The 24,308-nt window shown below is 64.3% G+C and carries 26 protein-coding genes; 10 read left to right on the top strand and 16 right to left on the bottom strand.

What is annotated here, in order from left to right:
• Positions 1-4 precede the first annotated feature (4 nt).
• Both trxB and AC6H34_RS00640 read left to right on the top strand, forming a co-directional pair.
• Positions 5-967: a thioredoxin-disulfide reductase gene (gene trxB, locus AC6H34_RS00645; protein ID WP_448146643.1), complete on the top strand. Its 963-nt coding sequence runs from the start codon at positions 5-7 to the stop codon at positions 965-967.
• Between the two features lie 104 nt (positions 968-1,071).
• Positions 1,072-1,962 carry a LysR family transcriptional regulator gene (locus tag AC6H34_RS00640; RefSeq protein ID WP_448146644.1) on the top strand — a complete coding sequence of 297 codons (891 nt, stop codon included), beginning with the start codon at positions 1,072-1,074 and terminating at the stop codon, positions 1,960-1,962.
• A gap of 364 nt (positions 1,963-2,326) precedes the next feature.
• On the opposite strand, the gene AC6H34_RS00635 is transcribed toward AC6H34_RS00640, so the two are convergent.
• Positions 2,327-3,130: a hypothetical protein gene (locus AC6H34_RS00635; RefSeq protein WP_448146645.1), complete on the bottom strand. Its 804-nt coding sequence runs from the start codon at positions 3,128-3,130 to the stop codon at positions 2,327-2,329.
• 122 nt (positions 3,131-3,252) lie between these two features.
• Here AC6H34_RS00635 and AC6H34_RS00630 point away from each other — a divergent pair, with 122 nt between their 5' ends.
• A complete protein-coding gene (locus tag AC6H34_RS00630) occupies positions 3,253-3,864 on the top strand; it encodes a TIGR02466 family protein (RefSeq protein WP_448146646.1) in 612 nt (203 codons plus the stop codon).
• A gap of 183 nt (positions 3,865-4,047) precedes the next feature.
• Positions 4,048-4,884: a DUF535 family protein gene (locus AC6H34_RS00625; protein WP_448146647.1), complete on the top strand. Its 837-nt coding sequence runs from the start codon at positions 4,048-4,050 to the stop codon at positions 4,882-4,884.
• Between the two features lie 12 nt (positions 4,885-4,896).
• Here AC6H34_RS00625 and AC6H34_RS00620 read toward each other — a convergent pair whose 3' ends face one another.
• The 5 genes from AC6H34_RS00620 to dgoD all read right to left on the bottom strand — a co-directional run bounded on the left by AC6H34_RS00620 (position 4,897) and on the right by dgoD (position 8,894).
• A complete protein-coding gene (locus AC6H34_RS00620; RefSeq protein WP_497537577.1) occupies positions 4,897-5,649 on the bottom strand; it encodes an SDR family NAD(P)-dependent oxidoreductase in 753 nt (250 codons plus the stop codon).
• A gap of 262 nt (positions 5,650-5,911) precedes the next feature.
• A complete protein-coding gene (locus AC6H34_RS00615) occupies positions 5,912-6,073 on the bottom strand; it encodes a hypothetical protein (RefSeq protein WP_448146649.1) in 162 nt (53 codons plus the stop codon).
• A gap of 38 nt (positions 6,074-6,111) precedes the next feature.
• A complete protein-coding gene (locus AC6H34_RS00610) occupies positions 6,112-6,849 on the bottom strand; it encodes a FadR/GntR family transcriptional regulator (RefSeq protein WP_448146650.1) in 738 nt (245 codons plus the stop codon).
• A 94-nt stretch (positions 6,850-6,943) separates the two neighbouring features.
• On the bottom strand, positions 6,944-7,720 hold the full coding sequence (locus tag AC6H34_RS00605) for an SDR family oxidoreductase (protein ID WP_448146651.1): 777 nt from the start codon (positions 7,718-7,720) through the stop codon (positions 6,944-6,946).
• Position 7,721: 1 nt separating this feature from the next.
• Entirely contained in the window at positions 7,722-8,894 is a 1,173-nt protein-coding gene (gene dgoD, locus AC6H34_RS00600) for a galactonate dehydratase (protein ID WP_448146652.1), read from the bottom strand.
• Between the two features lie 347 nt (positions 8,895-9,241).
• Here dgoD and AC6H34_RS00595 point away from each other — a divergent pair, with 347 nt between their 5' ends.
• Entirely contained in the window at positions 9,242-10,300 is a 1,059-nt protein-coding gene (locus tag AC6H34_RS00595; protein ID WP_497537576.1) for a calcium:cation antiporter, read from the top strand.
• A gap of 45 nt (positions 10,301-10,345) precedes the next feature.
• On the opposite strand, the gene AC6H34_RS00590 is transcribed toward AC6H34_RS00595, so the two are convergent.
• The 7 genes from AC6H34_RS00590 to AC6H34_RS00560 form a co-directional block, all read right to left on the bottom strand.
• Positions 10,346-11,923, bottom strand: coding sequence for an ABC transporter substrate-binding protein (locus AC6H34_RS00590; RefSeq protein WP_448146654.1), 1,578 nt, complete (start codon positions 11,921-11,923; stop codon positions 10,346-10,348).
• Between the two features lie 438 nt (positions 11,924-12,361).
• Entirely contained in the window at positions 12,362-13,180 is an 819-nt protein-coding gene (locus tag AC6H34_RS00585; protein WP_448146655.1) for an SDR family oxidoreductase, read from the bottom strand.
• Between the two features lie 27 nt (positions 13,181-13,207).
• A complete protein-coding gene (locus AC6H34_RS00580; protein WP_497537575.1) occupies positions 13,208-14,017 on the bottom strand; it encodes an HpcH/HpaI aldolase family protein in 810 nt (269 codons plus the stop codon).
• Positions 14,018-14,048: 31 nt separating this feature from the next.
• Positions 14,049-14,780 (bottom strand): amino acid ABC transporter ATP-binding protein, encoded by a 732-nt coding sequence (locus tag AC6H34_RS00575; RefSeq protein ID WP_497537574.1) that lies wholly within the window; start codon positions 14,778-14,780, stop codon positions 14,049-14,051.
• Positions 14,761-15,417 (bottom strand): amino acid ABC transporter permease, encoded by a 657-nt coding sequence (locus AC6H34_RS00570; protein ID WP_448146658.1) that lies wholly within the window; start codon positions 15,415-15,417, stop codon positions 14,761-14,763. Before AC6H34_RS00570 ends, AC6H34_RS00575 begins: the two co-directional genes overlap by 20 nt.
• Positions 15,414-16,136 (bottom strand): amino acid ABC transporter permease, encoded by a 723-nt coding sequence (locus AC6H34_RS00565; RefSeq protein WP_497537573.1) that lies wholly within the window; start codon positions 16,134-16,136, stop codon positions 15,414-15,416. The genes AC6H34_RS00570 and AC6H34_RS00565 overlap by 4 nt, the downstream gene beginning before the upstream one ends.
• A 66-nt stretch (positions 16,137-16,202) precedes the next feature.
• The gene (locus AC6H34_RS00560) at positions 16,203-17,015 is read right to left on the bottom strand and encodes a transporter substrate-binding domain-containing protein (protein ID WP_448146660.1); all 813 of its coding nucleotides are present in this window, start codon (positions 17,013-17,015) and stop codon (positions 16,203-16,205) included.
• A gap of 421 nt (positions 17,016-17,436) precedes the next feature.
• On the opposite strand from AC6H34_RS00560, the gene AC6H34_RS00555 reads away from it, so the two are divergent.
• The gene (locus AC6H34_RS00555) at positions 17,437-18,183 is read left to right on the top strand and encodes a FadR/GntR family transcriptional regulator (protein ID WP_448146661.1); all 747 of its coding nucleotides are present in this window, start codon (positions 17,437-17,439) and stop codon (positions 18,181-18,183) included.
• A complete protein-coding gene (locus AC6H34_RS00550; RefSeq protein WP_497537572.1) occupies positions 18,176-18,838 on the top strand; it encodes an RraA family protein in 663 nt (220 codons plus the stop codon). The genes AC6H34_RS00555 and AC6H34_RS00550 overlap by 8 nt, the downstream gene beginning before the upstream one ends.
• Positions 18,839-18,875: 37 nt before the next feature.
• On the opposite strand, the gene AC6H34_RS00545 is transcribed toward AC6H34_RS00550, so the two are convergent.
• Together AC6H34_RS00545 and AC6H34_RS00540 are read right to left on the bottom strand one after the other, a co-directional pair.
• Positions 18,876-19,319: a BA14K family protein gene (locus tag AC6H34_RS00545; RefSeq protein ID WP_448146663.1), complete on the bottom strand. Its 444-nt coding sequence runs from the start codon at positions 19,317-19,319 to the stop codon at positions 18,876-18,878.
• A gap of 135 nt (positions 19,320-19,454) precedes the next feature.
• Entirely contained in the window at positions 19,455-20,255 is an 801-nt protein-coding gene (locus AC6H34_RS00540; RefSeq protein WP_448146664.1) for an extensin family protein, read from the bottom strand.
• A 156-nt stretch (positions 20,256-20,411) separates the two neighbouring features.
• On the opposite strand from AC6H34_RS00540, the gene AC6H34_RS00535 reads away from it, so the two are divergent.
• Together AC6H34_RS00535 and AC6H34_RS00530 are read left to right on the top strand one after the other, a co-directional pair.
• Entirely contained in the window at positions 20,412-21,659 is a 1,248-nt protein-coding gene (locus tag AC6H34_RS00535) for an MFS transporter (protein ID WP_448146665.1), read from the top strand.
• 274 nt (positions 21,660-21,933) lie between these two features.
• Positions 21,934-22,551: a LysE family translocator gene (locus tag AC6H34_RS00530; RefSeq protein WP_448146666.1), complete on the top strand. Its 618-nt coding sequence runs from the start codon at positions 21,934-21,936 to the stop codon at positions 22,549-22,551.
• Positions 22,552-22,566: 15 nt separating this feature from the next.
• On the opposite strand, the gene AC6H34_RS00525 is transcribed toward AC6H34_RS00530, so the two are convergent.
• Entirely contained in the window at positions 22,567-23,475 is a 909-nt protein-coding gene (locus tag AC6H34_RS00525) for a LysR family transcriptional regulator (protein WP_448146667.1), read from the bottom strand.
• A 113-nt stretch (positions 23,476-23,588) separates the two neighbouring features.
• On the opposite strand from AC6H34_RS00525, the gene AC6H34_RS00520 reads away from it, so the two are divergent.
• The gene (locus tag AC6H34_RS00520; RefSeq protein WP_448146668.1) at positions 23,589-24,302 is read left to right on the top strand and encodes an SDR family oxidoreductase; all 714 of its coding nucleotides are present in this window, start codon (positions 23,589-23,591) and stop codon (positions 24,300-24,302) included.
• Positions 24,303-24,308 lie beyond the last annotated feature (6 nt).

Raw genomic sequence — 24,308 nt, 5'->3', positions numbered from 1 at the left:
CGATATGGCGACCCGTCATTCCAAGCTCATCATCCTCGGCTCGGGCCCGGCGGGCTACACGGCGGCCATCTATGCCGCGCGCGCCAATCTCTCCCCGTTGCTGATTTCCGGCATCCAGCCCGGCGGCCAGCTCACCATCACCACCGACGTCGAGAACTATCCCGGCTTCTCCTCGGTGATCCAGGGGCCCTGGCTGATGGAGGAGATGCGCAAGCAGGCCGAACATATGGGCGCGGGCATGGTGTCCGATCATATCTCCAAGGTCGATCTGTCGCAGCGTCCCTTCCGGCTGGAGGGCGACCTCGGCGACGTCTACCTGGCCGATGCGATCATCATCGCGACCGGCGCCCAGGCCAAGTGGCTGGAGATGCCGTCCGAGGAGAAGTTCCGCGGCTTCGGCGTCTCGGCCTGCGCGACCTGCGACGGCTTCTTCTTCCGTGGCCGCAACGTCACCGTAGTCGGCGGCGGCAATACGGCCGTCGAGGAGGCGCTCTATCTGGCCAATATCGCCGCCAAGGTCACGGTGGTGCATCGCCGCGACCACTTCCGCGCCGAGAAGATCCTGCAGGACCGCCTGTTCAAGCACCCCAATATCGAGGTGGTGTGGAACACGGTGCTGGACGAGATCGCCGGCAGCGAGGTGCCGCTGGGCGTCACCCATGTGAACCTGCGCAATGTCGAGACCGGCGTGGTGACCCGCCACGATACCGACGGCGTGTTCGTCGCCATCGGGCACAAGCCCGCCTCTGAGCTCTTCGCAGGTCAACTGGCCTTCAAGAACGGCGGTTATATTCAGACCGTTCCGGGGACGACGGCTACCTCCGTACCCGGGGTCTATGCTGCCGGCGACGTGGCCGACGACGTCTATCGTCAGGCCGTCACGGCGGCCGGCATGGGCTGCATGGCGGCCCTGGAAGCTGAGAAATGGCTCGCGGCCCAAGAAGTCCACAGGGAAGCGGCGGAATAAATCGTTTTCCGCCGTAAATTCGCCACCCATTTCAAACTTCTCTGCAATGATCATATACTCTCCGCAAACAGGAGTTGAGGGGAGCGGGTTGAACTGGGGGCTTCATGGATTGGGATAAGCTCAAGGTCTTTCATGCGGCTGCGGAAGCCGGCAGCTTTACGCATGCCGGCGACGTGCTGGGGCTGTCGCAATCGGCTGTGAGTCGCCAGGTATCGGCGCTTGAAGGGGACCTGCGTACGCCGCTGTTCCATCGACATGCGCGCGGCCTGATTCTCACCGAGCAGGGCGAGATGCTGTTTCGCACCACGCAGGACGTGATGCTGAAGCTCGAATCAGCCATGGGAGCACTCACCGACAGCCGGGAGCGGCCGAACGGGGAATTGCGGCTGACCACGACTGTCGGCCTCGGCACCTACTGGTTGACGCCGCGCATCGGCGAATTCCTCGACCTTTATCCCGACATCCGGCTGAAGATGCTGCTCACCGAGCAGGAACTGGATCTCGGCATGCGGGAGGCCGACGTGGCGCTGCGCCTGCGCCAGCCCGAACAAGGCGATCTCATCCAGCGTCGCCTGTTCACCGTGCATTTTCACATCTATGCCGCTCCCGAATATATCAAGCGTTTCGGCCAGCCGCGCTCGATCGACGAAATCGACCGGCATCGCATCATCACCTTCGGCGGCACAGCCGGCAGTTTCATCCAGGAGATCAACTGGTTGAACACGGCCGGGCGCGATCCCAAGGATCCGCGCGATCCGGTGTTCGAGATCAACAATCTCGGCGGGGTGAAGACGGCGGTCGAGAGAGGTGTGGGCCTCGCCGTGCTGCCGGACTACCTGGTGGGGCGCGAATCGCCGCTGGTGCAGGTGCTCACCGATGCGGAAATGCCGCAGCTGGAAACCTATTTCGTCTATCCCGAGGAAATGAAGAACCTGGCGCGCATCCAGGTTCTCCGGGATTTCCTCGTGAGCAAGGCTCAGCGCTGGTCCTATTGAGGCCGATAAACCGCTTTACGCGGCGCTTGTGCGCCGTAGCTGCCCCCGGGAGCGGCGTGATTAATTATTAGGCGAGGCTCCTGCGTTTTTTCACGGCAATTGCATCTATGCGCGGCACGCAGGGCCGGCATGTGAAAGAATGCATTGCGGCAAGGAGCCGGCAAATATACTCTCCTGATTGTCAGACGTTCGGGCCATCATCCTCCCGGTGGCGACCTTGAGCTTCTGACGTTCCCCTCTGGATGGTGACTTTTGGACTTTGTCCAAGCTACGGCCGGGTTCGTCCCGGCCGTCTTTTTTTGTGCCGATGGCTGAAACGGTAGTTTCCCGCAGCCTTGCGCCTGGCACCTATTCTACGTGACAACTATGTGACAACCGTAACGTGCTGGCCCGTTTGCTTGCGGAGACCGGGATCCGACAGCCGCATCGCTGCGATCTCGCTGGCATGTGCATCGAGATCGCGCAACGCCCGCCTGAGCATGGCGCCAAGATCGGCCTTGAGATAGGCGAACGCCGGGCCGGGTGAGATCTGCTTCACCTTCAGGAAAATCGCGAGGGCGAAGACGAGGTCCGACTCCGGCAGATAGCCTTGTCGCGAATAGCTCCAGCCGTCGGCATGAGTCTGCATGTTGAAGGCACTATTGGCGAGAAAGACGCCGAAGCCCAGATAAACGGCGGTGATGTCGGTGAGGTGCTCGTCTTCGTCCGCGTCGACCGGCGGGGTCTCGGCGGCGCTTTTGGCCAGCAGATGATGCGCGAGCTCATGCGCCATGGTGGCGATGAAGGACTGCGGATTGTCGAGCAGCTTGGCGCCATAGCTGATCTGGGGTGCCTCCTGCCGGCCCCAGCCCCAGCTATAGGTGCCCGCCGCGTGCTTGCCGTGGTTGATGACAAGGCCGCCGGCCTGCGAGGGCGGGCTGTCGGTCTGCACCAGCGCGATATCGGATTCGCCGAGGCCGCAATAAGCCTTGACCTGGCCGAACAGCCGGAGGGCCATCGCATGGCCCTTCTGGTCGTCGGTCTCGAAAAAGTCCTTCGAAGGTAGCACCAGTTGCGCATCGGCGAAGCGGGAGTGCTGCCCGTGATTGCGGACCAGCCAGGCGAAATTGTCGAGATGCCAGCGCGCCGTGTCCGAATCCAGCAGGGGCTTGCGTCGAAAGGGCCACATGATCCGTGCTCCGGGAGTGTCTGCGGAAAGAGGTATGGCTCGAAAGTCTCCTCGAAGGGAAGGGGGCATGCCAGGCGGACAATCCGGTTGACGGCGAGCCCGCGCCCTGCCACTGCCACGCCATGGCTGACATCAAGACTCTTTTCGTTACGAAACTCTATCGCGCCGAGTTGGACGAGGCGCAGGCTCCGATTGCGGAAATCGAAGCGACCTGCCGTTCTCTCGCCGAGGACGACGAGGCCGGCCAGGCCTGGTGCGAGAAGAACGGCTATCCTGGCTACACCTCCTATGCCTCGCTCAACGATCTGCCCTGGCGATTCCCGGCTATCAAGAAACTCGTCAAGGCGCTCGACGCCCATGTCGCCGCCTTTGCCAGGGAACTCGAATTCGATCTCGGCAAGGAAAAGCTCAAGCTCGACGACATCTGGGTGAACGTCCTGCCAGAGGGGGGGGTGCACACGTCGCACATCCACCCGCGTTCGGTGATATCAGGCACCTTCTACGTCGCCACGCCCAAGGGCTCCAGCGCTTTGAAGCTGGAAGACCCGCGGCTAGGCCTGATGATGGCGGCGCCACCGCGCAAGACCAAGGCATCCAACGAGCAGCGACCCTTCGTCTATGAGGTTCCCCAGGCCGGCACGGTATTGCTGTGGGAGAGCTGGCTGCGCCACGAAGTGCCCGTGAATTTCTCGGAGGAAGAGCGTATCAGCGTAAGCTTCAACTATAGGTGGTAGAATTTCGCCGGCAAAATATTGGATCTCCCCCGAGTAGATAATTCTGTCATAAGTTTCCTGATATATCGCCATGTCGACATCTGTTTGTAGTTCAACCAAATGGATATGGCATTGCTGGGAATTTCAGAAAAAAGCCTGTCCGAACCTCGTTTTTCGTTCGGAGCAGTGGCGGATTCCCTAAAGTTGCTGACATCGCGGCGCTTCAGCCAGGCGGAACGCATTTGGCTGCTCCGCTCGCTGCTGTCGCCGGTGGCCTCAATGCGCTGGAGTGCCTTCATCGGCAAGATCTACGAACGCCACGCGCGGTGCGCACCCAATACGGCCGTTCTCTCGCGCCCGTTGCGCAACTTCGGCAGGCGCGGACTGTCGCCCGGACATCGGGTTGCCCTGATGTGCCGCCATCACGCCATGATGGACGGAATCTTCCGGCCCGAATTGTTGTCCGCGATCTATACCAATACCGTCAGCGACCTCGCCGTCCTGAAGTCGAAGGGCGTCAACTTCCGCATCGGCCTGTGCAATTCGGCGCGCATGACCATGCCTCGCGAAGGCGAACTCGTCGTCTTCTTCCAGAACATCGACACCGGTGCGATCCTCGCCAAGAAGAGCGTGTTTCTCGGCGTGGCGGAGAATTCCCCCATCCTCGTCATCGGCGGCCTCCAGGGCAGCCCTGGAGCCAAGACGGCGATCATCGCGGCAACCCGGCGCCTGCATGGCCTGCGCCCGAAGGACGCGGTGCTGCTCGCCCTGCGAGCCTTCGCCTACGACATCGGCATTGGCGAGGTGCATGCCGTCGCGAATGCCACGCATGTGATCACGGCGGACAATCGCCAGCGCAAATTCAGCGACTATGATGACTATTGGATCGAGCGCGGTGCCACGCCGGCTCCTCCCTATGGCTTCCGCATGTCCTCGCGTATCGAAACCATTGAAGGCGACAAGGGGCGCGACGACGTCAAGCGGCAGGTCGTGGCCGCGGTGGACGCCGCCGTCGCGGGCTGGATCAGGCATCAGGCCTGACGTCGCCGCGGCTCAATAGGTTGCGCGTCCACCCGAAGCGTCGAACACGGCACCGGTTGCGAAGGAGCACTCCTCGCTGGCGAGCCAGGTGATCATGGCGACGACCTCGTCGACCTTGCCGAACCGGCCCATCGGGATCTTGGAGAGCATGTAGTCGATATGCGGCTGCGCGATCTGCTTGAGGATGGGTGTCTCCACCGTCGCGGGCGCCACGACATTGGCGGTGACGCCGGTTTTAGCCAGTTCCTTGCCGAGCGCCTTGGTGAAGCCGATCACCGCCGCCTTCGATGCCGAATAGGCCGAGGCCGTCGGATTACCCTCCTTGCCGGCGATCGAGGCGAGATTGACGATGCGGCCATAGCCGCGCTTCTTCATGATCGCCGCCACATAGCGATTGGCATAGAACAGCCCGTGCACGTTGATGTCGAAGATGCGCTTCCATTCCTCGATGGGGTAGTCGATGGCGGCGGCATTGCGTCCGGCCACGCCTGCCGAGCAGATGAGGACGTCGATCTGGCCCAGATGCTGTTCCGATGTCTTCGCCGCCGCCTCCACGGCAGCCGGATTGGTCACATCAACGACGATGCCGAATGTACCCGGGCCGATCTGCGCCTTGGCACCGCCGATACGGCCTGCATCGACGTCCCAGATCATGACCCTGCCGCCCTCGGCGGCGATCCGCTTGGCGCTGGCGAGGCCCAGGCCCGACGCCCCGCCGGTGACGACGACGCTGCGCCCTTTGAAGCGGCCGGCGAAGGGAGTCATGGCACGGAGCCTCCGATGCTCTGCGTAGTCGCCTCTTATCCTATGTCAGCGGCCCGGTCCCGCAAGCCCATATTGTGCGCGGAGATCATGCTGGTCGCGACCGCCCATCACCGCCTCGGAAAGGGACGCCAAGTTTCCAGCCTGGCACCCAGCCGATGGCGGATTGCATGGCCACAGCTTCCAATGCGAGGCAGGCAGACAAGGATCGCGACTACCTCTACAACCATGCTCCCGCCGGCCCTCCCATGACCGGTCAACCCGGCTATGTGCCGCCTGCCGGCAGCGACAGCCAGGCCTCGACGCCGATGAACCGCAAGACGACGGAGGCGACGAGCACCACGGACGACGGCACCACCGTCACCCGGTCGCGCCAGCGCTGTTCACCCTTCTGGGAATGGGATCCCTGGCCAGGAGGCCTGTGCATTCCGGCCGATGTGACCCGGGCATTGCAGCCCGCGCGGATCAACTGCGCACCAGATCCTCGGCCGCGAGGTCCAGCAGGCGATTCATCGCGCCGCGGGCGCCCGCCGTGTCGCGATAGCGGATGGCATCGAGGACCGCCTTGTGCACCGACAGCGTGCGAGCCTGATCTTCCATCAGGCTCGTGGTGAGCATGAAGGTCGCCTTCAAGGCGGTCTCGATGGTGCCGATGAGGCTTCGCAGGACGATGTTGTGGCTGGCCGCGATCACGCCGCGATGGAAGGCGAGATCGGCCTCGCAGCAGGCATCGAGATCGTGGGGGATGGAGGATTCCATGCCGAGATAGGCAGCCTCGATGCCGGCGAGATCGGCCGCGCTGCCGCGCCGCGCCGCCAGTTCCGCGGCGGCCGGCTCGATGATGCGGCGGGCTTCCATGAGGCTTGCGACCAGTTCGCGGTCGTGGCTGAGATCCGGATGCCAGGAGAGCACCGACGGGTCCAGCATGCGCCATTCCTCGCGCTGGCGCACACGGACGCCGACGCGCGGCCGCGTCTCCAGGAGGCCCTTGGCCGATAGCACCTTGATCGCTTCGCGCACCGACGTGCGGCTGATACCGAAGGAAGCGGCGAGCTCGTCCTCGCGGGGGAGCGTCTCGCCAGGCTGGTAGCGGCCGCCCAGCACCCAGCCGCCGAGCGTGCGCACCACGCTGTCGTGCACCTTGCCGCCATCGGCCAGGGCATTGGAGAGAACGGGAAGCAGGGCGTCGCTTTGCTGGGTCATGACGGAGCCTAGAGTATTGTCGGACGGCGCGGCAAGCAAAGGGATCGTGGCGGTTACGAACAGCCGGCAGCGTCGGTGCGGCGCACTCGCCTGGCTACTCGTGGTACAGCACCGAACGCCCCCCATCGATGACGATGCAGGCGGCATTGATGAAGGGGGCCTCGTCCGACGCCAGGAACAGCGCGGTCATCGCCACCTCTTCCGGCCGGCCTATCCTCCTCGGCGGATGCAGGTCACAGGCGCGCTGCCGCTCGGCGGCGGGATTCTCGAAGGTGTTCCAGTACTCGACCGCGATCGGCGTCTCGATATAGCCGGGCGCGATGGCGTTCACCCGGATGTTCTCGGCTGCATACTGGATGCCGAGTGCCCTGGTGAGGCCGAGCAGCCCGTGCTTGGCGACCGGATAGGGAAAGCAGTTCGGAATGATCGAGAAGGAGTGACTCGAGGCGATATTGACGATGGCCCCGCCCTTACGGGCGATGAGGTGCGGCAGGACGGCCTTGGAGACTGTCCACACGCCCTCGAGATCGACCGCGAAGCAGCGCCGCCATTCTTCTTCCGAAGTGTCGAGCGGCTCATGGAAGACGTTGATGCCGGCGTTGTTGACGAGGATATCGACTGGCCCGAGGTCCCGCTGCGTCGCCTCGACCATGGCGGCGACCTCGTCCGGCTTCGTCACGTCCGTCCTGGCGAAGGCCGATCGTCCGCCCAGCAGCGACAGCCGTTCCGCCACAGCGCGGCCCGTCTTCTCGTTGGCCTCGGCGATCATCACCGCCGCTCCCTCGCGGTGGAAGGCGATGGCGATGGCCTCTCCAATGCCCTGGCCGGCGCCGGTGACGATGGCGACCTTGCCCTGGAGCCTGCCGGTCATGTTACCAGTCCACGATGGTGCCATCGTCGAGGACGGCGTTGAGGGTGTGGATCACTTCCGGCGCATAGGGATGGCGGGCGCATTCGGCTTCGTCCACCTCGATGCCGAGCCCTGGCTGGTCCGGCACCTGCCAGAAGCCGTCGACCAGGCGGATCGGCCCCTGCACCACGTCAAAGTACCAGGGCACGGCCCCTACCATCTCCTCCTGGATCACGTGGTTGGGCGTCGAGACGGCGAAATGCAGGGCCGCGACGCCAGCGATCGGTCCGAGGGGATTATGGGGAGCGACGCCGATGCCGATGGTATCGGCCATGGCCGCGATCTTCTTGGCTTCACCCAGGCCGCCGCAATGGCAGATGTCCGGCTGGGCGATGTCGATGGCGCGGGCGCGGAACAATTCGTCGAACTCGCTGCGCTCCACCAGGCGCTCGCCGGTTGCCAGAGGCACTTTCGTTCGCGCGGCGATGCTGGCGAGGCCAAGCGTTTCGCCCGGCGGCAGGGGCTCTTCCACGAACATGGGGCGGCCGGGTTCGAGGGCCTCGATATAGGCGAGTGCAGCGCCGACCGAGGCAGGGCGGCCATGGAAATCGACCATGATCTCGATCTCCTCGCCGACCGCCGACCGCAATGCGCCCATCAGCCTCTCGACCTTGCTGACGTCGGGCAGGGGGGCGTGGAAATGCGTGTAGGGAATGAACACCGCCTTGAAGGCCTTGTATCCCTTCTCCACCACCTCGCGGGCGCGCTCAACCAGCGGCGCCTCGTCCATGGATTCATAGACCGCGCGCATGTCGCCGAGACCGAGATGAGTGTAGACACGCACCTTGTCGCGCACCTTGCCGCCGAGAAGGCGCCACACCGGGACGTTCAGGTGCTTGCCCAGGATGTCCCAGAGGGCGATCTCGATACCGGAAATGGCGCTCATGCCGATGGCGCCGAGCCGCCAGAAGGACTGGCGCTTCATCGCCCGCACGGCCTGTTCGATATCGCGGGGATCGCGTCCGATCACCAGCGGCGTCAGATCCTTGATCGCACCGACGACGGCCTGGGTCTTCCATTCGAGCGTGGCCTCGCCCCAGCCATGGAGCCCGGGCTCGTCCGTCTCGATCTTGACGAACACCCAGTTGCGCATTTCCGCGTTCACCACGCGGGTGTGGACGGCGGTGATTTTCAATTCAGCATCCTTGGTGCATCGATCTTTTAATTATCGTATTATTTATCACATAAATCACAATTAGAGATCGACGCAAGAGGTCCGATATGTCAATTTATCATGAGATTTCAGGATTTTTCTTAATTTGTGAACCGGCGTGGCCTGATATCTCGCGTAAAGCATAATAAATTATCGTATTTTATGATGTTGTGGGCGCAGGCCTTCGAGACGCCAGGCACCTTTTCATCGCCGGCTTCATCGCTCCCGCTTGTTGGCCCGCCTTCAGGCGGGAGGTCCTTTCCACCGTTCCAATGGAAGGCTAGGTTTCGGGGCGGGACAAGCCCGGCGGCTTGCCAGCGGGGGACGCCATGCTGACCAAGCGCGATTTCATCACTCTTGCCGTCGCGCTGCTTGCGTCGACCGGTACCGGGATTGCTGTCTATGCCGGTCTTCCGCATGTGCTGGTCTTCGTGAGCGGCGCCTTCGCGCTGGCGGGCCTCGCGGCGCTGATTGGTGATTCCACGGACCATCTGGGACGACATCTCGGGCCGGCCGCTACGGGGATCGTGCAGTCTGCGGTTGGCAATCTTCCTGAGCTTTGCGTCTGCATCTTCGCCCTGCGCGCCGGCCTCGTGGAAGTGGTGCAGGCCTCGCTGATCGGCTCCATCCTCGGCAACAGCCTGCTCGTTCTGGGTATCGCCTTCCTGGCCGGCAGCGCGCGCCACAAGGTGCTCGTCTTCAATGCAGCCGGTCCCCGAATGATCGCGGCCCTGCTGCTGCTGGCCGTCTCGGCCCTGATGCTGCCGACGCTGGCCTCGATCATGCATCTGCCGGCGGGCGCCCACGAGGACAGGCTCGCACTCGTCTGCGCCGGCGTGCTTCTGGTGGTTTTCTTCGTGTCGGTGCGCGTCATGCTCGACGGCAGCGAACGCACGGTGCCCGCGGAGGCCCGGGATCACGAGGATGGCTGGCCGCTCTGGCTGGCTCTCACCATTCTCGCACTGGCCGGTGTCGCCGCACTCTTCGTGTCGGACTGGTTCGTCGAGGCCCTGACACCGGCCATCGAGGTCTTCGGCATTTCGCAAGCCTTCGCCGGCCTCGTCATCGTCGCCATCGTCGGCAATGCGGTGGAGAATGTCGTGGGCATTCAGTTCGCGCTTCGCAACCAGGCGGAGCTTGCCATCAGCGTGATCCTGAACTCATCGCTACAGGTCGCTCTCGCGCTGATCCCGGTGCTGGTCTTCGCGAGCTATCTGATGGGCGGGACGCCCTTCACGCTGGTGGTGCCGCCCATGCTGGCGGTAGCGCTGATGCTGTCCGCGATCATCGGCGTGGTGGTCACGGCGGACGGACGCGCGGACATGGCCGACGGAGCGGCGCTGGTCGGCCTCTATGTGATCATCGCGGCGATCTTCTGGTGGGGGTGATGGGGATGGCGGTCACGGACCGCCATCCGGGTTGTCGGGCCGCGTTTACGCCGCGAACCAAGCCTTTTCCGCAGCACGCTGGTCGCACATGTCATAGCGCGGATGCGGCGCGACGCCGGCGACCTTCTTGGCATAGCCGTCGAGATAGTCGCTGACCGCGTAGACGACCATGCCGCCGTCGTCGTGGATCATCTTCTGCGCCTCGTTGTACATCTGCCGGCGCTTGGCGTCGTCTTCCTCGACGCGGGCGGCGATCACCAGCTTGTCGAAGTCGGGGCGCTTCCAATGCGTATCGTTCCAGGCCGCGTCCGACAGGAAGGTCTGCGAGAGCTGCAGGTCGATGGCCGGCCGGTCGCCCCAGTAGACGGCGCAGAAGGGGTCCTTCAGCCAGACGTTCGACCAGTAGCCATCGCCCGAAACGCGCGTGACCGTGAGGTCGATGCCGGCCTGCTTCATGGCCTCCTGGTAGAGCACGCCCGCATCCGTGGCGCCGGAGAACGCACCTTCGGAAACCTTGAGCTCGAGCTTGGGGCTGCCGGCCTTCTTGTAGTGGAACGCAGCCTTCTCGGGGTCGTAGGGCGTCTGGGGCAGATCCTTGTCGAAATAGGGGTTCATCGGGCTGATCGTGGTGTCGTTGCCGATGGTCGCGTAACCCATATAGACGGTATCGACGATCTTCTTGCGGTCGATGCCGTATTTCAGGGCGAGGCGGGTGTCGAGATTGTCGTAGGGCGCGGTGTCGCACAATGCGGCGAAGCAGTAGCGGTTGCCCGTGCCCTTGCTCTGCACCAGTTGCGTGTCCGGCGAGGCGGTGACGATCTCAACCGTCTTGGGGTCGATGCGGTTGATGGCATCGACCTGTCCGGCCAGCAGGGCCTGCATGCGGGCGGTGGCGTCGGGGATGTACTGCAGTTCCACTCCGTCGAAATTGCCGCATCCTTCCTTCCAGTAGTGACCGGTATTCTGGGTCACCACGCGCACGCCCGGCTCGAAGCTCACCAGCTTGTAGGCGCCGGTGCCGTCCGGCTTGGAGAAGTCCGTGAAGCCGTTGGGAATGCCGAGGATGTGGTAGTCCGTGAGGTTGTAGGGCAGGTTGATGTTGCCGGCGCTCAGCGTAATCTGGATCTGGTTGGGTGAGAGCTTCTTGATCTCGGAAATGCCGCTCAGCAGGTCCTTGGCGGCGGACTTGGTGTCGCCGCGGTGCAGGTTGAGCGAGTAGATGATGTCGTCGGCATCGAGTGTCTTGCCGGAATGGAAGGTGACGCCCTTGCGGATGTTGAAGATCCATTCCTTGGCGCCGGGCTTGGCTTCCCAGCTCTCGAGCAGCTCGCCGACGGCCTTGCCCTGCGAATCGATCTCGATGAGTCCGTTCCAGATCTGGTAGCCGTAGTTCAGCGGGATCGAATCCGCGAAGGCGCGCGGGTCGAGACCGTCGGAGGCCGAGCCGCCTTCCATGCCGATGCGGAACGTGCCGCCTTTCTTTGGCGCATCGGCCGCCCGTGCCGGCTCTCCAAGAGCACCGAAGGCGCCGAAGCCAAGGCCGAGCGCTGCCGCGCCCTTCATCAATTCGCGGCGATCCAGTATGAGGCCCGGGGCATTCTGCGGATAGGTCTTGTCTGTCATGAGCGCGGTTTCCCTGAGACGGTCTTGAGGGGGCGGTAGCTTACGTTACGCAAGACCTCCCCAGGGCAGCATGGTGTTTCGGGATCCGGCAGGCAAGTAAACCAGAAGCGACGGCCTCTGCGGGACATGCGACGTCTGCTGCGATTTCATGAAATCAATCAGGATGTGCGGCGGGTCCGCGAATTTGCGCATGGAACAATCCGCTCCGCGGGGGAGACTGTGGCCAACCCTCTTGCCTGAGATCTTTGCCACCGACGCCGAACGAGGCAGGGGCCTAATGAAGCGCACGCCGCCGTCCACGCGATGCATGAGGCCCGTGCGGGCCTCGCTTGTGAATTCGCCGCGCTCCCGCGCCCGACGGTGGCGAGCGCGCGGCGGATTGTCGGCTGAAGGAAGGCGAGGGGGCAGGCCGTCTTCGCGCGCTGCCCCCAGGAGGTCTCACCAGGCGGTGAAGCCGCCGTCGACCACGACGTTGGAGCCCGTCATGTACGAAGAGGCATCCGAGGCGAGGAAGCGGACGACGCCGTTATATTCGTCGATCTCGGCCTGGCGCCCCATTGGTACGCGTTCGAGGAAGGCATCGATGAATTCCTTGTCGAAGGTCGCGGTCTTCACGCCGCCGAAGGAGATCAGGTTGACGCGCACCTTCTTCGGCGCCCAGTAGGTGGCGAGATAGCGCGTGAGGTTGACCAGCCCCGATTTCGAGGCGGCGTAGGATACGGCCTTGATGAACGGCACGCCGTCGCGCTTCTCGCGATAGGCGTAGAGAGCCTGGTTGGGCGAGACGATGCCGTAGATCGAGCCGACGTTGATGATCGAGCCCCGCCGCTCACCCGCCATGCGGCTGCCGACGACCTGACTCGTCAGCATCACGCCGGTGAGGTTGGTGTCGATGATCTCGTCCCAATATTTCTGCGGATAGTCCTCGAAGGGCGCGTTCTGCTCGGCCGAGCCGTCCGGCTTGGAATCGATGCCGGCATTGTTGACGAGGACGTGCGGCACGCCCCAGTCGGCGACCAGCCTGTCGGTTGCCTCCTCGAGCGCCTTCTTGTCGCGCACGCTCGCCTCGTAGACGCGGATGCGGTCGGTCAGGCCGGGAAACTTCTCGGCCAGCTTGTCGCTCGCGAACGGACGGCGGCTGAAAATGGCCACCTTGGCGCCTGCTTGCGCCAGGGACCTGCTGAACTGGGTGCCGAGCTGGCCGAGGCCGCCGGTGACGACGACGACACGGCCGTCCACGCTGAAAGGATCGCTCATGATTTCATACTCCGGATGTCTATGGTTTCAGGCGGTCCTGGCAGCAGTGTCGATCGCCTCGCGGGCCCCGCGGCAGCCTGCGTTGAGGAACATCACGTCATTTCCCATGATGATCATGTCGACGCCCTTCTTCTTGAGGGCGATCACATTCTCGGCCACCGGCGGAATGCAGGGCGCCATCACCTTGATGCCGCGGGCGTGGCACTTCTCGATCAGCTCCGCGAGCTTCTCCTCGACCTCCGGATGCGACATGGAATAGTCGATCGAGATCTGGCGCGAGATGGAATAGTCGGCCGGCCCGAAATTGATGACGTCGATGCCCTCGACTTCGAGAATCTCGTCAATGTTGTCGAAGAACTCGTAACTCTCGGCCATCGGTATCACGAGGCGCGTTGCGTTCTCGTGCTCCATGTATTTCGACCACTGAAAGCCCGGACCGGCGAAGCCGGCCGCACGGCAGGAGGCGTCGCCCCCGCGACGGCCGAACGGCGGGAACTTGGCGGCCTTCACGATGGCACGCGCCTGGTCGGCATTGTTCACCTGCGGCACGATCACGCCGGTGGCGCCGAACTCCAGCGACTTGCGGATGTCCCATTCATTGGTGCCACGCACGCGCACCAGCGGCGCGATGCCCGAAAGCAGGGCGGCGAGCACCAGCTTTTCCATCTGGCCATCCACGTTGACCGGCGTGTGCTCGGCGTCGATGAAGGCGAAGTCGAGCCCCCAATTGGCCGCAACTTCGACGGCGGTGGTCGAGCCGGTATACATCGTGGCGCCGAACACGGGCTCTCCACGCTTCATCTTGGCGGCTAGATTGGTATTTTCGGGCGGTGCCAAAGGTCTTCTCCTGATTTGCGAAGGCTGGAACTTACTTGAGGTCCGGCGCGATGAAGCTGCGGAGCTCGGGTGTGCGTGGATTGGCGAAGATCTCTTCCGACCGTCCCTCTTCCCAGACGGTGCCCTGGTGCATGAAGACGGTGCGGTTCGCCACGCGCCGGGCGAAGCCCATCTCATGGGTCACCAGCATCATGGTCATGCCGGCTCTGGCGAGCTCGGAGATGGTCTTGAGAACTTCGCCGGTGAGCTCTGGGTCGAGCGCCGACGTCACCTCGTCGAACAGCATGACCTTGGGTTTCATGGCGAGGGAGCGGGCGATGGCGACACGCTGCTGCTGCCCGCCGGACAACTGGTCGGGATAGGCGCCGGCCTTGTCGGCGAGGCCGACGCGGGTGAGGACCTCATGCACCAGCGCGGCGCTCTGTTCGCGCGGAAGGCCCTTCACCACCCGGGGCGCCAGCGTGATGTTCTCGGCGACGTTGAGATGAGGAAAGAGGTTGTAGCTCTGGAACACCATGCCGACCTCCCGCCGCAGCGCGCGCAGGTTGGCGCCGGAGCGGTCGACCTTGTGGCCGGCCACCTCGATCGCGCCCTCCTGGAAAGGTTCGAGCCCGTTGATGCAGCGGAGCATCGTGCTCTTGCCCGAGCCCGAACGACCGATGATCGCGACCACGTCTCCATTGGCCACAGTGAGGTCGATGCCGTTCAGGACGGGCAGGGCGCCATAGGATTTACGAAGATTTTCAATGCGTAGCGCCAGCATGCTTCCTCTCCTTCAAAGCTTCGCTCCACCAGGACAGCGGGTAGCAGACGGCGAAATACATGACCGCCACGGTCAGGAAGACGTGGAAGGGCTGGAAGGTCATGTTGTTGAGGAGCTGGCCCGCGCGGGTCAGTTCCACGAAGCCGATCAGGGCGGTCACGGAGGTGTTCTTGACGATCTGCACCATGAAGCCGACGGTCGGGCCGAGCGCGATGCGCATCGCCTGGGGCAGGATGACGTATCGCAGCTTCTGGACCGGCGTCAGCGCCAGCGAGTCGGCCGCTTCCCACTGGGTGGGCGGTATGGCTTCGATGCAGCCGCGCCAGATGTCCGCGAGATACGCCGTGGCATACATGGTGAGCGAGATCGCGGCCGCCGCGAATGGCGGGAAATACAGACCGAGGAAGCTCAGCCCGTAGAAGGCGAGGAACACCACGATCAGGAGCGGGGTTGCCTGCACGAGCTGGATATAGGCGGCGATGATCGCCTTGAGCCACCGCGGCCCGAGTGCGCGTCCCAGGGCGAAGACGAGGCCGAAGATGCCGCCGAACACGAAGGTCAGGATCGACAGGCCGACCGTCCACATCAGGCCATGGAGAAGGAAGACGACGCTGGGCCATCCGAAGGTCTGGATCATGCTCGGCCCTCCCTCGTGTCGAGCTTGAGCACGGCGCCGGCAAGGCCCGCCTGTGGGTCGCGGCGCCGGAAGAGCCAGAGGCCGATCAGCCAGTAGACCAGGCGGAAGCAGAAGGTGACGCAGATGTAGATCGCCGCCACGACCAGGAAGGTTTCGAGGCTGCGAAAGGATTGTGATTCGATCTTCGAACCGGCAAGAGTGAGTTCGGTCGCCGATATCGACGAGGCGATCGAAGTGCCCAGCAGCGTAAGGGTGAGCTGGCCGGTGAGGGCCGGGTAGACTACGCGAAGGGCCGGGACGATGATGATGTAGCGCATCACCTGCAGGCGCGAGAGGCCGAGGGCGAGGCCGGCTTCGATCTGCGTGCGGGGGATCGCCAGAAGGCCGGCCCGGAAGATTTCCGCCGAATAGGCACCGAGATTGAGCGAGATCGCCATGATGGCGGCATGATCGGCGCTGAGGCGAAGGCCGACATAGGGCAGGCCGAAAAACAGGAGGAAGAGCTGGACCAGCAACGGCGTGTTGCGGAAGGCTTCCACATAGGTGGCACCGGCGGCGGCGCTCCACCGTGGCCCGTTCACGCGTGCCAGCGCAACGCCGAGTCCGATGGCAAGCCCGATGGCGATCGATTCCGCCGACAGGACGATCGTGTTGATCGTGCCATGCACGAGATCGGGCGTCCGGGCGAACACCGGCGCAAAATTCATCTCATAGGCCATTGCAAGCTCTCCCTGGCGGTGCCGGACGAGGATCGCCCGGCACGCCTGGATGCATCCCGAGGACGATCAGAAGGTCGGCAACTTGCCGCCGGGGATCGGGACGCCGACCCACTTCTTGTGGAGTTCGTTGAGACGCCCGGTGATCTCTTCGTAGTAGATGAAGTTGTTCAGCCACTGATGCAGCTCGCCGGCGTCCTTCCGCACGGCCATGGACCAGTACAGCGTGAAGATCGGCACTTCCGTCTTCACCTCCAGATTGGTGAGGTTGCGCTTGGCGATCACGTCGTTGGCGACGGTCGCCACTGCGGCAGTGGCGTCGACCTGCCCGGAGATCAGGGCCTGCATGGCGAGGGCGTCGTCGTCGAAGCGCACGACCTCTGCGCCCTCGATGTTGTAGCCGCTGACGGCGGCATCCTGCGTGCTGCCCTTGGGCACGGAAATACGCTTGCCCTTGAGGTCGTCGAGCGACTTGAGGGGCATGTCCTTGGCCGCCACGAAACGCATTTCGTAGGCGCCGTAGGGATTGGTCATCAGGAACGTCTTTGCCCGCTCGGGCGTCGCCGTCATGTGGGCGATCAGCAGATCGACGCGGCCCGATTCCAGCGCGGCAGCGCGGGAGGCGTTGTTGACCGGCACGACTTCGAGTTCGACCCCGAGATTCTTGGCCACGTCGCGGGCGAGATCCACCAGGAACCCATCGGTGTTGCCGGAGGAGTCGACTGTGTCATAGGGCGGAATGCCCGTCAGCACGCCGATGGTGACCTTGCCCTTCTTCACGAGATCGGCCGTGGTCTGTGCGTGGGAAAGTGCTGCGGGAGCCGTGAGCAGGCACGCCATCCCGAGCGTGGCCACGGCGCGGCGCAATAGCCGTCCAATCATCGATCCTTCCTCCCTCTCATCGCCGCCGGCTTTCCGGACCGTCGTGTCCGGGTGCAGGCTGCTTGCGCTCCGACGTCCGGGATCGAATTCCCGGCACGGTTGTTTACGGGCGGCTACTTTTGGCCGCTCACTCTTGACATATGACTTATGTCATGAGTTATTGTCAACCAACTTAAGCAGGCGGCCTGCACGAAGCCGACCGCGACAAGGCGGCGCACCGGCTTCCGGCCGCAGGCGACCGGAGTTCGACAGGGAGGCAGGATTGATGGACGCAGCAGCTTCGGTCGGCGCCGACGCGAGACCAGCGCATGTTGATATTCTCACCTGCCGCTGTTGACTGGGATCGCAGACGGATAAGCGTCGGGTCAATCCGTCGCTTGACGCAGGCGAACTGGATCATTGCGCAAAGAAGAAGGCCTTGATGTCCACGAACAACAATCGAAGCCGTGACAAGCTGCATTCCTCGGTCGCCGGCGCTTTCGAGGCCCGGATCCTGTCGGGTGAACTTCCGATCGGCGAGCACCTTCCCTCGGAAGGCGACATTGCCCGCGACTTCGGCGTATCGACGCGTTCCGTGCGCGAGGCGATGCAGATACTCGAGACCAAGGGCCTGGTGCGGCGGCGGCACGGCGGACGCACCAGCGTGGTGCGGGCCGACGTGGGCGAGTTCATGGGGACGCTGGCTGTGACGGTCCGCCAGCTTCTCGCCAGCGATCCCGACTATCTCCTGCAGTTGATGGTCGCGCGCCGAATGATCGAGACGGAGGTGCTAGGCATCCTGGCGGCCAGGGAAACCCCCGTGAACGAGGAGGTGACGGCCGCGCTTGACGGCATGCGCCGCGCCCGTGATGCCGGCGACTTCACCGGCTTCACCGTGCAGGACGCGGCGTTCCATCTTGCCCTCGTCCATTCGGCCGGAAACAAGATCCTCTCGCTGTTCTACGACAATCTCTACGGCCTCATCACGGATGTCATCGCGGTCTCCAGTCGCGTGCCGACCAAGTCTCTGGAGGCGGCGTATGCCGAGCACGAGGACATCTACACCATGATCCGCAACCGCGACGAAGCCGGCGCCAAGGCGCTGCTGCGCGCCCAGATCGACAACAGCGCCGCCTATCTGCGCGTCGCTATCGAGAACGCCAACCGCAAAGAAGAGAGCAATGCCTGACTTCGATTACACCGACACCGATTGGGATTCGATCGCCCGCCTGCGCAAATGGTACTCCGGCGACGTCCACGACTCGATGGAGCATCTGGGCCTGTGGGGTCATCTCGAAGGCATTTCCCTGCTCGGCAGCCTGCAGCCGGGCGAAGTGGTGTGCGGACCGGCGGTGACGGTGCAGTTCGAGCCCTCGGATCGCAAGGGCGAGCCGCAGGACGTCTATCACAATGCCATCGACAATGTCCCCAAGGGTGGAATCCTAGTCTGCGAGGCGTCCTGCGCCGGTGGCTCGTGCTCGGGTGAGCTGATGAGTTCGGGGGCCAAGGTCCACGGCGCGGCCGCCACCATCGTCAACGGGACCGTGCGTGATCTCGCCCAGGTGAAGGCGCTCGGCTATCCCCTGTTCGGCACGGCGGCCAGTCCCGTCGGCGTCACCGGAAAGAAGGAGCCGAAACACTCGCAGGTGCCGGTGAGGATCGGACGGGTCACCGTCAATCCGGGCGACGTGATCTTCGGCGATATAGACGGGGTGGTGGCCATTCCTAGGAACCGTTTGCGCGACATAGCCGACGCCGCCGATGCGCTGGGGCGAAACGAGGCCGAGGCACGCCGTAGGATTCTGGCGGGCGAGAAGCTCCAGGAGATCTGGCCCGTCGCCTGACGGCGCCGGATCTCCTGTCCGGGTTATCGCCCAACCGTTACGGGCATGGATGCCTCAGTCCATCATAGCCCAGATAGGTGCCCGTGGCGGGGTTATAGGATCTGAAGCGGGCAGCGCAGGAGCCGCCGGCATGGTAGTGCCGGTGGCTGAGCGCGCCGCCGAGGATCGCTCCGACGGCCAGGCCGGCGACGCCGGCGGCGACGGCGTCGCCATCGTCATAACCGTCATAGCCATAGTAGCCATACCGATAGGGCCTCCAACCATAGCCTCCGCGCCAGCCACGGTTGCGTCCGTACCAGCCGTAAGGGCGGCCGCCCCTGTAGTAGCCGGGGCCGGCAAAGCGGCGCGGTCCGGGCGAAACATAGGCGCCGTGGCCGCTCGGACGCCAGATCCCGCGCTGGCGGGCTTCGGCGGGTGGCACGGCGATGACGCTTCCGGCGACAGTAACGGCGGCAAGCAATCCGGCAACTATCTTACGCATGATAAAACCTCTTCGAATGAACAATAAAACACACTTACGTTGTGTAACATTTGGTGACTGATCTCGTTCCTTTCCATACCTTTTGGAAATATTAAATCTTGTACAGCTTGTGCGAGTGAGCGCGGAAAGGATGAATTATTGGCAGAAACGGCTGGTTCCGTTACTGCCCCGCGGTTCCAGATCCATATGCCAGTGATTGGCATGCGACGGGTCTGCTCCCGGGCCGAGGGCGGTGTGGAAGTAGCCGCAGGCGCCGGCCCTGACGGCGCGGTCGAAATCGCGGTCGTGCTGGTCCTCGGGAGTGCCGACCCGGTAGAGGCGCCCATCGCCGAGGCGGAACTGGGCGATGTCGATCGCCAGCCCCTGGGCGTGTGCGCTGAGCTTTGCGCCGGCGACATTGTTGCGGGGCCTGCATTCCAGGCCCGCCCCCGTGCCGATCGCGGTGATCGGCTGGCCGTAGCTGCCCTTCGCGAGCGGTACCAGGAACTGGTTGACGAAATCGGCGAGCGTCTCGGCCGTGGCGCAGGCGATAAGCGGGCGGTCGGGAAAGTCGATACGCGTTCCGCCAGAGGTGAGGGAAGTCAGCGTTATCGGCTGGTCGACAACGCAACGCGGATCCGCGAATGCGGCCGGTGTTCGCGCCTCGGCGGTGACCCCGCGGTCGCGCAGCCGTTGCAGGCAGTCCCCTGCAGGGGGCGGAGCCGGTTGCGTGGGAGGCGGGGCGGCCGTTGCGGGGGTGATCTCTGCCGGCTTTTGAGGCGGCGGCTCCGGTCGAACGCTTTCCGGCGGTGATTCGAGGGACGGCCGTGGCGGAGGCAGGGGGAGTGCCTGGCCGCCATACGTCCGGGCATGAGGCAAGCTGCGAGGCGTCCCCGCGCCGGCGGCCATTACAAGGGCGAAAGCAATTGCGAGGCCGCACCACCTGAATTTCGTCAATCCCGCCGCCCTCCTTGTCGAGGGGGAACACGGGCTCCGTGCCTTCGGTTCCTTCGCCAGGCTCTGGCGCGAGCGGTGCGCGTCCTGCTATAGGCGGCAGGAACGCACGCCACGCGAGCGGCGGTTCGGCAAGATCATATCAAGGAAACGTCCGTCGTGGCTGTTTTGCAGAACGAGGCCGGAAGCTCCGGCGACGTCGATTCTCCCTATGCCTGGCTGCGTCTGGTATTGACGGTCATCCTGGGGACGGTGGCCTGCGTCGGCAACTGGTCCGTCGTGGTGGCGCTGCCTGCCATCCAGGTCGAGTTCGATACGCTGCGCGGCGGCGCATCGCTGCCTTATACTTGCGCCATGCTCGGCTTCTCCTTCGGCGGGGTGGCCATGGGGCGGCTGGCGGATCGCTTCACGATCGTGGTGCCCGTGCTGATCGGCGCAGTCACGCTTTGCGCCGGCTATGTCGCGGCCTCCTTCACCGCCTCGATCTGGCAGTTCGCGCTGGTCTATGTCTTCATCGGCATCGGTTCGGCCGCCGGCTTCGCGCCGCTGATCTCCGATCTGTCCCACTGGTTCAGGAAGCGCCGGGCTCTCGCCGTCGCCTTCGCCGCTTCCGGCAGCTATCTCGCGGGCACGGTTTGGCCGCTGATAGTCGAGCATTTCCAGACGACGCAGGGCTGGCGTGCCACGCATGTCGGCATCGGCCTTTTCGCTCCCCTGGTGATGGTGCCGATCGCATTCGCCCTGAAGCGGCGCCCCGCGACCACCGAGATTGCCGCCGCGGAGGCCGCGACGCACGCCGCGCGCCGGGAACTCGGCCTGAGGCCGAACGTGCTCCAGGCGCTGCTCGTCGTCGCGGGGTTTGCCTGCTGCATGGCCATGTCGATGCCGCAGGTCCATATCGTCGCCTATTGCGGCGATCTCGGATATGGCGTCGCGGTGGGCACGCAGATGCTGTCGCTCATGCTCGGCCTGGGCGTGGTGAGCCGCCTCGCCTCGGGCGTGGTGGCCGATCGCATCGGGGCCGGCCCGATGCTGATCCTGGGCTCGTCCATGCAGGCGGCCGCCCTGCTGCTCTACCTTTTTTTCAACTCGCAGTCCTCACTCTATGTAATATCAGGGCTTTTTGGCCTTTTCCAGGGCGGCATCGTGCCGATGTACGCTGTGATCATCCGCCAGTTCCTGCCGCCGCGCGAGGCAGGCACGCGCATCGGCCTGGTGCTGATGGCGACGGTGCTCGGCATGGCCTGCGGCGGGCTGCTGTCGGGCATGATCTTCGACGCATCCGGCTCCTATCGCCTGGCCTTCCTGCACGGCTTCCTGTGGAACTGCGTGAACCTTGCTCTAGTGAGCTGGTTGATCCTCTGGCCCCGATGGAGGCAGCGCCGGCAGGCCGTCGTCGCGGCATAGAAGGATGTTCGGTTGCCGCAGCCCCGGCGAGGTTGCCCACGCCCCTGGCCTGCCTTCCGTTTCTCGCGTATAGAGGGAGCATGGTGACAGAACGGTTCCATGTGCTCCTGCAACAACGCTGCCAGACTTTGGCGGCGGTTTTTGCGCGCGCGTGGGTTTCCGGTTCCTGCTGACAGCAGGCCATCGCCATCCTCGTACGCAACCCCGCTCGAAATTCGGCGGGGTTTTTCATGTCAGGACTCCCCGCCGGTTCAAAACCTTCCAGGAGAGTGCCATGACCGATCCAGGTCTCTATCTCGCCTTTCTCGGCGCCGTCCTCGTCCTCATGCTGATACCGGGGCCGAACGTGGCGCTGATCGTCGCCAACAGCATCGCCCACGGATCGCGCTACGGCCTGCTCACGGTGGCCGGCACAAGCACGGCCATGGTGCTCCAGCTGTCCCTCACCGCTCTCGGCATGTCCGAAGTGCTTGGCACGATGGGGGCGTGGTTCGAGGTTCTGCGCTGGATCGGCGTCGCGTATCTGGTCTGGCTCGGGGTCAAGCAGTGGCGGTCGCCTGCGGTCGATCTGCCGGCAGGCAGGCCTGAGGCCAGATCGCCGCGACGTATCTTTACGCGGGCGTTGCTGGTCTCGCTGACCAATCCCAAGACCCTGCTGTTCTACGGCGCCTTCTTTCCGCAGTTCGTGAACATGGAAGCGCCCGTCGGCCTGCAGGTCGTCATCCTCTCCGCGAGCTTCCTCGCGATGGCGGTGTTCGTGGACAGCGGATGGGCGCTTCTCGCGGGCCGTGCCCGCGGCCTGCTCGCATCGCGGGCACGCTTGCGCAACCGCCTGTCGGGCGGACTGCTGATCGGAGCGGGGACAGCCCTCGCCATGGTCCGTATCAAATGAACTGCCCGATGGCGGTCAGGCGGGATCGCCGCGCACGCCCGCCGGTGCCAGGGACTTCAGCCTTGCGGCCAGGAAGTCCACGCAGAGCCTGACCTTTGCGGCCGTCAGCCGGCTGTGTGGAAAAACGGCATGGATGGGAGCCGCCGGGAGCCTGAAACGCGGCAGCAGGATCTCCAGGCGGCCGGCCGCGACATCGGCGCCGATGTCCCAGACGGATTTCAGCGCGAGGCCGGCGCCCTCCAGCGCCCAACGATGGGCAAGTTGGCCATTGTTGGTGCTGAAGGGACCGGCAACATGAACCACGGTGCCGTCGGCGAAGGTCCAATGGTCCAGTGGAGGGTCGCCATAGGTGATGCAGTCATGATCGACGAGTTCCTCGATCGCGTTCGGTCGGCCCCGCCTGTCCAGATAGGCCGGCGAGGCGCAGATCACCCGCACGTTGGGTGCGAGACGTCGGGCGACCAGGCTGGAATCGGCGAGGGTCCCGAAACGGACGGCAAGATCGTAGCCGCCTTCCACGATGTTCTCGACGCTGTCCGTGGTGTCGAGATGAACATGCAAACCGGGATGTTCGGCGTGGAACTCCCGCAGCAGCGGCGCCAGCCAGCGTGTGCCGAAGGCAAAGGTGGAGGTGACGCGCAGCAGGCCCACGGCGGTGTCGCGGCCACCCGTAGCCTCCATCTCCGCGTCGGCGATTTCCGCCAGGATGCGGGTGCAGCGGGCATGGAAACGGGCGCCTTCCTCGGTGAGGGCCAGCGTGCGCGTGGTTCGGTTGGCGAGCCTCACGCCGAGCCGTTCCTCGAGCCCGGCCAGGCGGCGGCTCACCACCGCCAGCGAAAGCCTGAGATCGCGCGCCGCGCCGGACAGGCTGCCCGCGGCGACCACCCGGACGAAGACCAGCATGTCGAGGAGGTTGTCGGCCATATTCTTGCTCTAGCAGCAAGAGTGCTTCAATGGAAATGACTATTCTTGTGGAAGGCGCCATGGCCTAAGTTTGGTCCTGCAGCACCAATGGATCGAGTGCAAGGAGAGAACCCATGAGCATTCTCAAGGACAAGCGCGTCCTCGTCGTCGGCGGCAGTTCCGGCATCGGGCTCGCCGTCGCGATGGACGCCAAGGCCGAGGGAGCGGACGTCACCGTACTCTCGCGCTCGAAGGAAAAGCTGGCCGAGGCGGCCCGGCGGATCGGCGAGGGGACGCGAGGCATCGCGCTCGATACCGCCGACCAGCCGGGCATCGAGGCATTCTTCAGCGACAACGAGCCTTTCGACCATATCGTCATTTCGGCCGCGCAGACGCCCACCGGCCCCATCCGCAAGTTAACCCTGGAGGAAGCCCATGCCGCGATGGAGAGCAAATTCTGGGGTGCCTACCGCATAGCGCGCGCCGCGAGGATCAGCGAGCGCGGCACTCTGACCTTCATCTCCGGGGTGCTTGCCACGCGTCCCTCCGCCAGTTCGGTGATGCAGGGCGCCATCAATGCAGCCCTGGAGGGCCTGGCTCGCGGCCTGGCGCTCGAATTCTCGCCCGTGCGGGTGAACGCGGTCTCGCCGGGGCTGATCGATACGCCCCTGTGGTCGCGGCTCGACGACGATGCGCGCGAGGCGATGTTCGCACGTGTCGGCAAGAGCCTCCCGGCCCAAGTCGTCGGCCAGCCGCAGGACGTCGCCAACGCCGTGCTGTTTCTCATGAAGACACCCTTCGCCACCGGCACGACGGTGCGGGTCGACGGCGGGGCGGCGATCGGCTGAGGGCAG

The organism is Labrys sp. ALF-8 (assembly GCF_059699065.1).
Note: the sequence above shows the minus strand (reverse complement) of the source record. Positions and strands in the feature narration are given on the sequence as shown.